The sequence below is a fragment of the Streptomyces sp. NPDC041796 genome, from assembly GCF_055590785.1.
In genome coordinates this window covers 109,495-121,820 of the sequence record NZ_JBVJAH010000015.1, presented here as the reverse complement: position 1 = coordinate 121,820, position 12,326 = coordinate 109,495, and the positions used below count along the sequence as shown (strand labels likewise).

10 protein-coding genes are annotated in these 12,326 nt (G+C 74.1%); 5 read left to right on the top strand and 5 right to left on the bottom strand.

What is annotated here, in order from left to right:
• Window positions 1–41: 41 nt before the first annotated feature.
• On the bottom strand, window positions 42–425 hold the full coding sequence (locus ACZ6C1_RS27795; RefSeq protein ID WP_031073201.1) for a cold-shock protein: 384 nt from the start codon (window positions 423–425) through the stop codon (window positions 42–44).
• A gap of 152 nt (window positions 426–577) precedes the next feature.
• Here ACZ6C1_RS27795 and ACZ6C1_RS27790 point away from each other — a divergent pair, with 152 nt between their 5' ends.
• Window positions 578–826: a hypothetical protein gene (locus ACZ6C1_RS27790; RefSeq protein WP_469244314.1), complete on the top strand. Its 249-nt coding sequence runs from the start codon at window positions 578–580 to the stop codon at window positions 824–826.
• Here the strand turns inward: ACZ6C1_RS27790 and ACZ6C1_RS27785 are convergent.
• Window positions 805–1,443: an HAD family hydrolase gene (locus ACZ6C1_RS27785; RefSeq protein WP_469244312.1), complete on the bottom strand. Its 639-nt coding sequence runs from the start codon at window positions 1,441–1,443 to the stop codon at window positions 805–807. The two genes, ACZ6C1_RS27790 and ACZ6C1_RS27785, sit on opposite strands and share 22 nt — an antisense overlap.
• 82 nt (window positions 1,444–1,525) lie before the next feature.
• The gene (locus ACZ6C1_RS27780; protein WP_469244310.1) at window positions 1,526–2,470 is read right to left on the bottom strand and encodes a hypothetical protein; all 945 of its coding nucleotides are present in this window, start codon (window positions 2,468–2,470) and stop codon (window positions 1,526–1,528) included.
• Window positions 2,471–2,512: 42 nt separating this feature from the next.
• Here ACZ6C1_RS27780 and ACZ6C1_RS27775 point away from each other — a divergent pair, with 42 nt between their 5' ends.
• From ACZ6C1_RS27775 to ACZ6C1_RS27765, 3 genes are all read left to right on the top strand, one after another.
• Entirely contained in the window at window positions 2,513–5,173 is a 2,661-nt protein-coding gene (locus ACZ6C1_RS27775; protein ID WP_469244309.1) for a helicase-associated domain-containing protein, read from the top strand.
• Between the two features lie 336 nt (window positions 5,174–5,509).
• A complete protein-coding gene (locus ACZ6C1_RS27770; protein WP_469244308.1) occupies window positions 5,510–5,662 on the top strand; it encodes a hypothetical protein in 153 nt (50 codons plus the stop codon).
• A gap of 127 nt (window positions 5,663–5,789) precedes the next feature.
• On the top strand, window positions 5,790–7,457 hold the full coding sequence (locus tag ACZ6C1_RS27765; protein ID WP_469244306.1) for a DNA repair helicase XPB: 1,668 nt from the start codon (window positions 5,790–5,792) through the stop codon (window positions 7,455–7,457).
• Between the two features lie 98 nt (window positions 7,458–7,555).
• Here the strand turns inward: ACZ6C1_RS27765 and ACZ6C1_RS27760 are convergent, their stop codons facing one another.
• Complete coding sequence (locus tag ACZ6C1_RS27760) at window positions 7,556–7,729, bottom strand: hypothetical protein (protein WP_469244304.1); 174 nt, start codon at window positions 7,727–7,729, stop codon at window positions 7,556–7,558.
• Window positions 7,730–7,967: 238 nt separating this feature from the next.
• Here ACZ6C1_RS27760 and ACZ6C1_RS27755 point away from each other — a divergent pair, with 238 nt between their 5' ends.
• Window positions 7,968–9,977 carry a HelD family protein gene (locus ACZ6C1_RS27755; RefSeq protein ID WP_469244302.1) on the top strand — a complete coding sequence of 670 codons (2,010 nt, stop codon included), beginning with the start codon at window positions 7,968–7,970 and terminating at the stop codon, window positions 9,975–9,977.
• 60 nt (window positions 9,978–10,037) lie between these two features.
• On the opposite strand, the gene ACZ6C1_RS27750 is transcribed toward ACZ6C1_RS27755, so the two are convergent.
• Entirely contained in the window at window positions 10,038–12,293 is a 2,256-nt protein-coding gene (locus ACZ6C1_RS27750; protein ID WP_469244300.1) for a heavy metal translocating P-type ATPase, read from the bottom strand.
• Window positions 12,294–12,326: the final 33 nt, after the last annotated feature.

Below are 12,326 nucleotides of genomic sequence, written 5' to 3'. Positions count from 1 at the left end.
CGTCCCGCCTCGGGTCGGCGACCGGAGGCGGGACGGGAGAGCTAGACGTCGAGCTGGTCGGCGACCGCCCGGAGCAGGCCGGCGATCTTCTTGCCGTGGACCTTGTCGGGGTAGCGGCCGCGCTCCAGCATCGGGGTGATGTTCTCCAGCAGCGTCGTCAGGTCCTGGACGATCGACGCCAGTTCGTCCGGCTTGCGCCGCTGCGCCGCCGCGACCGACGGGGTCGGGTCGAGGACCGTCACCGAAAGCGCCTGGTCACCGCGCTGGCCCGCGACCACGCCGAACTCGACGCGCTGGCCGGGCTTGAGGGCGTCGACCCCGGCAGGGAGCACCGACGAGTGCACGAAGACGTCGCCGCCGTCGTCGCGGGAGAGAAAGCCGAAGCCCTTCTCGCTGTTGAACCACTTGACCTTGCCGGTAGGCACGTCTGTCCTCGTCCTCGTACTCGATAAAAAAACTGGCTCTGGATAGCACTACAGCGGGCCGCACGGCCCGCCATGACCAAGGCTAATGGTCCAGGGGCTGATGACAAGACGTCGCCGGTCTGTTCCTCCGGCCGGGGAACTACCCTGGCCGAATGCATAGTGAAACCCCCGCGAGCGGCACCGCCCCCGGCGACGGTCTCGTCCGTGCCGGCGGGATCGTGTTCATCGTCGGTGCCGTGGCCACTCTCGTCACGGTGGCCCCGCTGTTCCTGGGTACCGATCCGTTCCCGCCCGTCGCGTACGCCGTCTGCATGCTGATGGGCGTCGGCTTCCTGATCGCCGGCGCCGGCGTGCTGCGCTCGGTCGCGGCCCAGCGCCGTCAGGCCAAGTCGGCCCTGTAGGCGTCCCACCAGGCCGGAAAGGCCGTCAGGTCGGGCAGCACGACGTCCGCGCCGGCCGCCCGCAGCTCGTCCGCGTCGCACGGTCCGGTGGGTATGGACACGGCCAGGGCACCGGCCGTGCGGGCGCCGCGCACGTCGCCGGTGTGGTCGCCGACGTACACGCTCGCGCCGTGTTCGCGCAGTGCCTCCGCCTTGGCCTCGGCCCACAGACTGCCGATCACCGCGTCGGGCTCCATGTCCAGGTGCGCGAGGTGGAGCTTGGCGTTCGGCTCGTGCTTGGCGGTGACGACGACGGCCCGGCCGCCCGCCGCGCGAACGGCTTGAATCGCATCCTTCGCACCCGGCATCGCGAGGGTCGGCTCGATGGCGTACGTGGGGTACATCGCCCGGTAGCGGTCACCCATCTCCAGGACCCGGTCGGCCGGGAACCAGTGTGCGAGTTCCTGTTCGAGGGGCGGTCCGAGGCGGGTGACGGCCAGGTCGGCGTCGATCCACGCGCCCGTTTCGGCGGACAGCGCCCGGAGGGCGGCGTGGATGCCGGGGCGGGAGTCGATCAGGGTCATGTCCAGGTCGAAGCCGACCGTCGGTGCGGAAGCGTGGGAGGGCATGGGGGCCATTGTGCCCGGCGCCGGTTCCGGCCGGGCGTGGGCGTGGGCGGGCGTACTCGGGTCCGGACGGGGCCGGGGCGGGGCCCGGGCCTCATGACCGGCGGGCGCGCCACAGGAGGTAGAGGGCGGAGGCCAGGGCCGCCGCGCGGAGGGTCCAGGGCCAGGCGGCGGTGAGCGCGTCGCCCATGGCGTCGCCGCCCGGGGCGATCGGGTCGCCCCAGCGGCCGTCGAGGCGGCCCCACAGCCAGACCGCGGTGCCCGCGGCGACGGCACCCGGCAGGCCGAACACCGCCAGTTTCGCCTCCGCGCGGCTGAGGCGCCCCGACGCGTACGCGAGGAGCCAGCCGCCGAGCAGGGCGAGCCACGAACCGAGGACGACGCCGACCACCAGCAGCACCGCGGCGGCCACCAGCATGGGGTGGCCGAGCCGGAGCCGGGGCACGGACAGGCGGCGGCGCGCCGGCGCCGGGGCGGCGGGTGCCTCGGGGGCTTCGGGGGTCTCGGGGGACTTCGCCGCCTTCGGGTCGTCCGCGGCGGCCTCGTCCGGTTTCGGCGGCGGTTTGAGCATGTCCGGGATCTCCACGCCGCCCTGGAACCCGGGCGGCAGGATGTCCCCGCCGAACGCGCCCTCCTCGACACGCCACCAGTCCGGCGGGTCGTCCGAGGTGCCGAGCTCGCCCATCCCGGCGAGGTGCGGGCTGCCCGCGTCGGCGCGCGGGCTCTCCGGGGCGTCCGGGACCCCGGACCGGCGGCGGAACCGGGTGCGGGGCGTGCGCTGCACCGGCACGGAGGGCCGGGCGCCCGGCGGCGCCCCGCCGCCCGCCGCCGCGCCGACCACCTCGTCCGGCGTGCCGAGGGCGGTGAGAATGCCGCGCACCGCCCCGGGACTGTCGTCCTTGGCGCGCCTGCTGTCGATCTCGCTGCGCAGCGACGACACGAGCCGCATCCGCGTCTGCGAGGACAGCTGCCGTTGCTGGGCCAGGTCACCCACCCGGCTCAGGTAGTCGAACACCAGCTGGTCGCTCTCGATCCCCACCGTCACGACGTTAGCGCCTGCGCAGGGGCTAACGTGGTCCGGATGGGGACCGGTGAGCTCGATCGGGAGGCGCACGTGGCCGCAGGAACCGAAGACATGGGCGGTACGGCGGCTCCGCGCACCCTCGCGGAGGCCCTGCGGGCCCGCGGCGACGAGGGCCTGGCCGCGCTGCTGCGCGCCCGCCCCGACCTGCTGGTTCCCGTGCCGAGCGACCTGACCCAGCTCGCCACCCGGGCCGGGACCCGCGCCTCCGTCGTACGGGCGCTGGAGCGGCTCGACCGGTTCACGCTCCAGACCGCGGAGGCGCTCGCGGTGGCGCCGGACCCGGCGCCGTATCCCGTGCTGCTCGGACTGATGGCCGGCGACGAGGGCGAGGCGGACATCGAGGCGGCGCTGCCGCGCGCGGTCGGAGTGCTGCGCGAACAGGCCCTGTTGTGGGGCGACGACGACCGGCTGCGGCTGGTGCGGACCGCCCGCGAACTGCTGGCGCCGTCGCCGCAGCACCCCTCCCCCACCGGGCTCGGCCCGACCGTCGCGGAGGCGACGGCGGGCATGTCGCCGACCCGGCTCCAGGAGATCATCGCGACGGCGGGACTGCCGACGACACACGATCCGGTGTCGGCGGTCGCCGCGTTGACGGACCTGTTCACCGACCGGGAGCGGATGGGCGCCCTGCTGGACACCGCGCCGATGGATGCGCTCGGGGTGCTGGACCGGCTGGTGTGGGGACCGCCGTACGGCGAGGTGACACCGAACCCGGCGCCGCCGGTGCGCTGGCTGCGCGACCGGGGCCTGCTGCTGCCCGCGACGGCACGCACGGTGGTGCTGCCGCGTGAGGCGGCGCTGCACCTGCGTGCCGGGCGCGCGCACCGGGTGCCCGAGCCGGTGCCGCCCGCCGTCACGCCCGCGCGCGAATACCGTCCACAGGTTGTGGACAGCACGGCGGCGGGCCAGGCGTACACCGCCCTCGCGACGATCGAGGAGCTCGCGAAGGAGTGGAACGAGGGCGGTCCGGCCGTGCTGCGCGCGGGCGGCATGTCCGTACGGGACCTGAAGCGCACGGCGGCGGCGCTGGACGTGACGGAACAGATGGCGGCGTTCTGGCTGGAGGTGGCGTACGCGGCGGGGCTGATCGCCTCGGACGGGGAGGCCGACGAACGGTACGCGCCGACGCCCGCGTTCGACGACTGGCTCGGCCTGCCGGCCGCCGAGCGGTGGGCGCGGCTCGCCGGGGCATGGCTGGCGGCGACGCGTACGCCGGGCCTGGTGGGCTCCCAGGACACCAAGGGCCGCACGCTGGCCGCGCTCGGGCCCGACCTCGACCGGGGCGCCGCGCCCGAGGTGCGCCGCCGGGTGCTGACGCTGCTGGCCGGGCTCCCGGCCGGGACGTCCCCGGACCCCGAGACGCTGCTGGCCCGGCTGCGCTGGGAGCGCCCGCTGCGGGAGGGGCGGGGCGCCGGGCAGGCGGGCGCGGACCTGCGCGCCCGGCTGGCGAGCTGGACGCTGACGGAGGCGGAGCTGCTGGGCGTGACGGGCCGCGGTGCCCTCTCGTCCCACGGCCGGGCCCTGCTGCCGGGCGCCCCGGCCCCCGGCACGGACCACCCGGTGGACAGCCGCGCCCCGCAGCCCGACGGGCGGGACGCCGAGCCCCACGGGCGGGTCCCGGACCAGGCGCTGAAGAGAACCGTCCCCGGCCCGGTGGCGTGGGCCTCCGACACGTTCAACGGCCGCCGCCCCGCCCACGCCGCGGTGGCCGGCCACGCGGGCGCCGCCGCGCTCCTCGCGCCGCTGCTGCCCGAGCCGGTCGACCACGTCCTGCTCCAGGCGGACCTCACCGCCGTCGCCCCCGGCCCCCTGAAGCGTCCGCTCGCCGACATGCTGGCGGTGGTCGCGGACGTGGAGTCCAAGGGCGGCGCCACCGTGTACCGCTTCACGCCCGCCTCCGTCCGCCGCGCCCTCGACGCCGGGCAGGCGGCGGCCGACCTGCACGCCTTCCTCGCGGCCCACTCCCGGACGCCCGTTCCGCAGCCGCTCGCGTACCTCATCGACGACGTCGCGCGGAGGCACGGCCACCTCCGGGTGGGCGCCGCCTCCGCCTACGTACGCTGCGACGACGACGCCGTGCTGGGCGAGATCCTCGCCGACAAGCGGTCGGCGGCCCTGCGGCTGCGGCGCCTCGCGCCGACCGTCCTGGCCGCGCAGGCCGACCCGGCGACGCTCCTGGAGGGACTGCGGTCCATGGGCTTCGCCCCGGCTGCCGAGTCGGTGGAGGGCGACGTCGTGATCACCCGGGCGCACACGTACCGCACCCCGGCGCGCACGGCGCCCGCGCCGGTGCCCGAAGGCCCGCCCGAGCCGGACACGACACTGCTGGGCGCGGCCGTGAAGGCGATCCGCGCCGGGGACCTCGCGTCGACCGTGGTGCGCAAGGAGGAGCCGGACGGCGCCACGGGCGGGAACGGCGAACCGCCCCGCACCTCCGCCGCCGAGACCCTCGCCACCGTCCAGGCCGCCGCCATGACCGGCTCCGCCGTCTGGATCGGCTACGTCAACGCCGAGGGCACCGCCAGCCAGCGCGTCATCGCACCGGTCCGGGTGGAGGGCGGCTTCGTCACGGCGTACGACCACACGGCGGACGAGGTCCGCACGTACCCGTTGCACCGCATCACGGGTGTGGCGGAACTCGCCGACGACCCGAACTGACGCGGATCATGCGCGCGGGCGGCGGATTTACCGCCCGTGAGTGACCGATACCCCACCTCGGGGGGACCTCCCGCATGTCCCCGGCGCGGCGCGGGCAGCCACCGGGCGTCCCGAACGGCACCACAGGAAGAGGTCGTCCCATGCGCCGAGTCACCACCGTCCTGCTGACCACCGCCGCGTTCCTGTCCGCGCTCACCACCCAGGCCGCCGCCGTGGGCATCGATCTCGCCGGCGGCATCACATTCTGACCGTCCGTCCCCCTCCGTCCCCGGGCCCGCACCACCACGGAAGGTGCGGGCCCGGCGCCTTGCGCCGTCCACGGATAAGGAACCCGCCATGAGCCGACGTCTCGCCCTCCTGCTGACGGGCGCCACCCTGCTGTTCACCGCCCTCGCCACCCCCGCCGCCGCGTCCCCGCTGCCGCCCATCGGCGGGCCTCTTGCCGACCTCCAGATCGAGGGCCCGCTGTTCAACAGCCCCCTGCTCTGACCGGCCGGCCGCCCGTTCCCGGGCCCGGTGTGCGGTTGGTCATCCAGCGCGACCCGGCTGCTTACGCCGCCGATGCGTAACACTGGATGTTTGGCCACACACCGAGGCCGCCAGGAAAGGGTGAGGCGTGAACGGACCCCTGATCGTCCAGAGCGACAAGACGCTGCTGCTCGAAGTCGACCACGAGCAGGCCGACGCCTGCCGGCGGGCCATCGCTCCCTTCGCGGAGCTGGAGCGCGCGCCCGAGCACATCCACACCTACCGGGTGACCCCGCTGGGCCTGTGGAACGCGCGGGCGGCCGGGCACGACGCGGAGCAGGTGGTCGACGCGCTGGTCGAGTTCTCCCGCTACCCCGTGCCGCACGCCCTGCTGGTGGACGTCGCCGAGACGATGGCCCGCTACGGGCGGCTCACGCTGTCCAAGCACCCGACGCACGGGCTGGTCCTGACCACCACCGACCGGCCCGTCCTGGAGGAGATCCTCCGTTCCAAGAAGGTGCAGCCGCTGGTCGGCGCGCGCATCGACGCGGACACGGTGGTCGTGCACCCCTCCGAGCGCGGCCAGATCAAGCAGACACTGCTCAAGCTGGGCTGGCCTGCCGAGGACCTCGCCGGTTACGTGGACGGCGAGGCGCACCGCATCGACCTCGCCGAGGACGGCTGGGCGCTGCGCCCGTACCAGAAGCAGGCCGTCGAGGGGTTCTGGCACGGCGGCTCGGGCGTCGTCGTCCTGCCCTGCGGCGCCGGGAAGACGCTGGTGGGCGCGGGCGCGATGGCGCAGGCCAAGGCGACGACGCTGATCCTGGTGACCAACACCGTCTCCGCCCGCCAGTGGAAGCACGAGCTGGTGAAGCGGACGTCGCTGACCGAGGACGAGATCGGCGAGTACAGCGGGACGAAGAAGGAGATCCGCCCGGTCACCATCGCCACCTACCAGGTGCTGACGACCAAGCGGAAGGGCGTCTACCCGCACCTGGAGCTGTTCGACTCCCGCGACTGGGGCCTGATCGTCTACGACGAGGTGCACCTGCTGCCCGCCCCCGTCTTCAAGTTCACCGCCGACCTCCAGGCGCGGCGGCGCCTCGGTCTGACCGCGACGCTGGTGCGCGAGGACGGCCGCGAGTCGGACGTGTTCTCGCTGATCGGGCCGAAGCGGTTCGACGCGCCGTGGAAGGAGATCGAGGCGCAGGGCTACATCGCGCCCGCCGACTGCGTCGAGGTGCGGGTCAACCTCACCGACAGCGAGCGGCTCGCCTACGCGACCGCCGAGACGGAGGAGAAGTACCGCTTCTGCGCGACGACGGCGACCAAGCAGAAGGTCGCGGAGGCGCTGGTGCGGAAGTTCGCGGGCCAGCAGATCCTGGTCATCGGCCAGTACATCGACCAGCTCGACGAGCTGGGCGAGCACCTGGACGCACCGGTGATCAAGGGTGAGACGCCCAACGCCCAGCGCGAGAAGCTCTTCGAGGCGTTCCGGCAGGGTGAGATCAGCGTGCTGGTGGTGTCGAAGGTGGCGAACTTCTCGATCGACCTGCCGGAGGCGACCGTCGCCATCCAGGTGTCGGGGACCTTCGGCTCGCGTCAGGAGGAGGCACAGCGCCTGGGCCGGGTGCTGCGGCCGAAGGCGGACGGGCACCAGGCGCACTTCTACTCGGTCGTCGCACGGGACACGATCGACCAGGACTTCGCGGCGCACCGCCAGCGGTTCCTGGCCGAGCAGGGCTACGCGTACCGGATCGTCGACGCGGACGAGCTGCTCGCGCAGGACGCGGATCCGGATCTCAGCGGCGCGTGAGCTGAGCGGCGCGTGAGCCCAGCGGCGCGTCGGCTCAGCGGCGCGTGAGCCCACCGGCGCGTCGGCTCAACGGCGCGTGAGCTGAGCGGCGCGTCGGCTCAGCGGCGCCTGACGCCCGCTTCTTCGGCGAACTCGCCGAGGACGACGACCCCGAACGCCGCTTCGGCGAACACCTTGATCGCGCGCAGGGCGTTGCCGAGGCGGTGGGCGGGGTGCCGTGCCGCGCCGAGGGCGGTGGCGCCCGGGGCGTTGTGGAGGGTGGCTGTGGTCATGTCTCCATGATGGTTTCCGCGACCGCGCGGGACATCGGTCCGCAGACCGAACCCCGGCACCGTCCGCCTACGACTCCAGGCATACGGCATCCCCTACGGGTCGGATATTCGGTCGTCCGCTCCCCGGCGGGTGACTAGAATCGCCGACCTTGCCCGCCTCCCCTTCGTGGAGCGCCGCCTTCCGGACGGAAACCGGTCGGCCCGCCATCACCCCCCGTACGACCCAGGAGGCTTCGCCGTGCCCGATCCGCTCTCGTCCGAGCGTGCCCACCTCGCCGCCTCGCGCGCCGCGCTGCGCGCCATGCGCGAGGACGTCCAGGCCCTCGACATCCGCGACGTCACCGCGAACTGGGTCAACGCCGCCGTCCTGTCGTCGCAGATCGAGGAGCGGATCAAGGCGCTCGCCGACCTCTCCCACACCCCGCTGTTCTTCGGGCGGCTGGACTACCTGCGCACCACGCAGGAGGGGCACCGGTTCTACATCGGCCGGCGGCACGTGCACGACGCGGACGGCGACCCGATGGTCGTCGACTGGCGTGCTCCGGTGTCGCAGCCGTTCTACCGGGCGTCGAAGAAGGACCCGCAGGACGTGGCGCTGCGGCGCCGGTTCGGGTACACCGGCGGGGAGCTGACCGCCTACGAGGACGAGCACCTGTCCGATCCGGCGGAGGCGGAGAAGACGTCCAAGCTGCTCCAGGCGGAGATCGAACGGCCGCGCGTCGGCCCGATGCGGGACATCGTCGCGACGATCCAGCCCGAGCAGGACGAGATCGTCCGCAGCGGCCTGTCCGGCTCGGTCTGCGTCCAGGGAGGGCCCGGCACCGGCAAGACGGCGGTGGGCCTGCACCGGGTGGCGTACCTGCTGTACGCGCACCGGGAGCGGCTGGCCCGCACCGGCACGCTGGTGATCGGGCCGAACCGGTCCTTCCTCCACTACATCGAGCAGGTGCTGCCCGCGCTCGGTGAGCTGGAGGTGCGGCAGGCGACGGTCGACGACCTGGTCGCGCACGTCGAGGTGCGGGGCGCCGACGACGCCGCGGCGGCCGTGGTCAAGGGCGACGCCCGGATGGCCGAGGTGCTGCGGCGGGCCGTGCGGTCGTACGTCACGCTGCCGACCGAACCGCTCATGGTGGTGCGCGGTTCGCGGCGCTGGCGGGTGCCCGCGTACGAACTGGAGGAGATCGTCGCGGAGTTGCTCGACCGGGACATCCGGTACGGGGCGGCGCGCGAGGCCCTGCCGCAGCGCATCGCCCATGCCGTCCTCGTCCGCATGGAGCAGGCGGGCGAGGCGCCGGACGACCGGGTGCAGGACGCGGTGGCGCGCAACGCCGCGGTGAAGGCGGCCGTCAAGGCGGTGTGGCCCGCCGTCGACCCGGCGAAACTGGTGCTGCGGCTGCTGTCGGACGGTGACTTCCTGGCGGAGCACGCCGAGGGTCTGCTCGACACCGAGGAGCAGAAGGCGATCCTGTGGGCCAGACCGCCGCGCTCGGTGAAGTCGGCGAAGTGGTCGGCGGCGGACGCCGTGCTGATCGACGAGGCGGCCGATCTGGTGGAGCGTACGCCGTCGCTGGGCCATGTGGTGCTGGACGAGGCGCAGGACCTGTCGCCGATGCAGTACCGGGCGGTGGGGCGGCGCTGCTCGACCGGTTCGGCCACGGTGCTGGGCGACCTGGCGCAGGGCACCACGCCGTGGGCGACGACGAGCTGGGCCGACGCACTGGCGCACCTGGGCAAGCCGGACGCGGTGGTGGAGGAGCTGACGGCCGGTTTCCGTGTGCCACGCGAGGTGATCGCGTACGCGTCGCGGCTGCTGCCGCACATGTCGCCGGGGCTGGCGGAGGTGCGGTCGGTCCGCGAGTCGCCGGGATCGCTGGAGGTACGGCAGGTGGACGACCTGAGCGCGTCGGTGGTGGCGGCGTGCCGCGCCTCGCTCCGGCACGAGGGCTCCATCGGCCTGATCGCGGCGGACGCGCGGATTCCGGTGCTGGCGGAGGCGCTGCGGGAGGCAGGGCTTCCCTGGCTGTCCCCGGGCGAGGAGACGTCGGCCGAGTCGCGTCTGACGCTGGTCCCGGCGTCACTGGCGAAGGGTCTGGAGTACGACTACGTCGTCCTCGACGAGCCGGCGGCTGTCGTCGACGGCGAACCCGACGAGCGCACCGGCCTGCGCCGGCTGTACGTGGCCCTGACGAGGGCGGTGTCGGGGCTGACGGTCCTGCACGCGGCTCCGCTGCCGCCGCAGCTCGGCTGACGTCCCGCCCGGCCGCTCCCCGGGGCGTTCCCGGCACTCCCGGGGACGCCCCCGGGAGCGTCAGGCCGCCGGCTTGAAGCCGCGCAGCCGGAGGCTGTTGCCGACCACGAACACCGACGAGAACGCCATGGCCGCGCCCGCGATCATGGGGTTGAGGAGGCCCGCCGCGGCCAGCGGCAGGGCGGCGACGTTGTAGGCGAAGGCCCAGAAGAGGTTGCCCTTGATGGTGGCCAGGGTGCGGCGCGAGAGGTGGATGGCGTCGGCGGCGGCGCGCAGGTCACCGCGTACCAGCGTCAGGTCGCCCGCTTCTATGGCGGCGTCCGTGCCGGTGCCCATGGCCAGGCCCAGGTCGGCCTGGGCGAGGGCGGCCGCGTCGTTGACGCCGTCGCCGATCATGGCGACCGACCGGCCCTCGGTCTGGAGGCGCTTGATGACGTCGACCTTGTCCTCCGGCATGACCTCCGCGAAGACCTGGTCGATGCCGACTTCGGCGGCCACGGCCTCCGCGACGGCGCGGTTGTCACCGGTCAGCAGGATCGGCGTGAGGCCCAGGGCCCTGAGGCGGGCGATCGCCTCGGCGCTGGTGTCCTTGACCGCGTCCGCGACCTCCAGGACCGCGCGGGCCTCGCCGTCCCAGGCGACGGTGACGGCCGTACGGCCGGCCGCCTCCGCCTCGTGCCGGGCGCGCTCCAGCGCGGCCGGCAGTGCGATGGCCCAGTCGGCCAGCAGTTTCTCCCGGCCCACGAGCACCGCGTGCCCGTCCACGACGCCCTGGACGCCGAGGCCCGCGATGCTGGTGAAGTCCTCGGGGGTGGGGAGGGCGCCGACCCGCTCGGTGGCGCCCGTGGCCACCGCGCGGCCGATCGGGTGCTCGGAGGCGTGCTCCAGGGCGCCCGCCAGACGCAGCACCTCGGCCTCGTCGGTGCCGTCGGCGGTGTGCACGGCGAGGAGGGTCATCCTGCCGGTGGTGACGGTGCCGGTCTTGTCGAGGACGACGGTGTCGACCTCGCGGGTCGTCTCCAGGACCTCCGGGCCCTTGATGAGGATGCCGAGCTGCGCGCCGCGGCCGGTGCCGACCATGAGGGCGGTCGGGGTGGCGAGACCCAGGGCGCAGGGGCAGGCGATGATCAGTACGGCGACGGCGGCCGTGAACGCGGCGGTGAGGCCGGAGCCGTTGCCGAGCCAGAAGCCGAGGGTGGCGAGCGCGAGGCCGATGACGACGGGCACGAAGACGGCGGAGATCCGGTCGGCGAGACGCTGGGCGGCGGCCTTGCCGTTCTGCGCGTCCTCCACCAGCTTCGCCATGCGGGCAAGCTGGGTGTCGGCGCCGACGCGGGTGGCCTCGACGACCAGTCGGCCTCCGGCGTTGAGGGTGGCGCCCGTGACGGTGTCGCCGACGCCCACCTCGACCGGCACGGACTCGCCCGTGAGCATGGAGGCGTCCACGGCGGAGCTGCCCTCGACGACCGTGCCGTCGGTGGCGATCTTCTCGCCCGGCCGTGCCAGGAAGCGGTCACCGACCCGCAGGTCCCCCACCGGGACGACGGTCTCGCGCCCGCCGCGCAGGACGGTGACGTCCTTGGCGCCCAGTTCCAGCAGTGCCCTCAGCGCCGCGCCCGCCTTGCGCTTGGAGCGGGCCTCGAAGTAGCGCCCGGCCAGGATGAACGCGGTGACGCCGGCGGCGGCCTCCAGGTAGATGGTCCCGGCGCCGTCGCTGCGGGCGATGGTCAGCTCGAAGGGGTGGGTCATCCCGGGCTCACCGGCCGTGCCGAAGAACAGCGCCCACAGCGACCACAGGAACGCCGCCGACGTGCCGAGCGAGATGAGCGTGTCCATGGTCGCGGCGCCGTGCCGCGCGTTGGTCCAGGCGGCGCGGTGGAAGGGCCAGGCGGCGTAGGTGACGACCGGCGCGGCGAGGGTGAGGGAGAGCCACTGCCAGTACTCGATCTGGAGCGCCGGGACCATGGCCATGGCGATGACGGGTACGGAGAGGGCGACGGCGGTGATCAGGCGCTGCCGCAGCGGCCGCAGCTCGTCCGCCCGCTCCTCGTCCTCGTGGACCTCGGGGGCGGGGGGCTCCGGCTCCTGGGCCGTGTAGCCGGTCGCCTCGACGGTGGCGATGAGGTCGGCCACGGCCACGCCGTCGGCGTACGTCACCTTCGCCTTCTCGGTGGCGTAGTTGACCGTCGCGGTGACGCCGTCCATGCGGTTGAGCTTCTTCTCGACACGGGCCGCGCACGAGGCGCAGGTCATGCCGCCGATGGCGAGCTCGACCTCGGCCGCGGAGCCGGGTGGCGTCGTCGTGGGGGTGCTCATGCGTACTGCTCCTCGCCGATCGATACCCCGACA

Bases quoted from the DNA above. Each gene is read 5' to 3' on its own strand.
- ACZ6C1_RS27790 (WP_469244314.1), top strand. From the start codon at position 578: ATGCATAGTGAAACCCCCGCGAGCGGCACCGCCCCCGGCGACGGTCTC.
- ACZ6C1_RS27785 (WP_469244312.1), bottom strand. From the start codon at position 1,443: ATGGCCCCCATGCCCTCCCACGCTTCCGCACCGACGGTCGGCTTCGAC.
- ACZ6C1_RS27775 (WP_469244309.1), top strand. From the start codon at position 2,513: ATGGGGACCGGTGAGCTCGATCGGGAGGCGCACGTGGCCGCAGGAACC.
- ACZ6C1_RS27770 (WP_469244308.1), top strand. From the start codon at position 5,510: ATGAGCCGACGTCTCGCCCTCCTGCTGACGGGCGCCACCCTGCTGTTC.
- ACZ6C1_RS27760 (WP_469244304.1), bottom strand. From the start codon at position 7,729: ATGACCACAGCCACCCTCCACAACGCCCCGGGCGCCACCGCCCTCGGC.
- ACZ6C1_RS27750 (WP_469244300.1), bottom strand. From the start codon at position 12,293: ATGAGCACCCCCACGACGACGCCACCCGGCTCCGCGGCCGAGGTCGAG.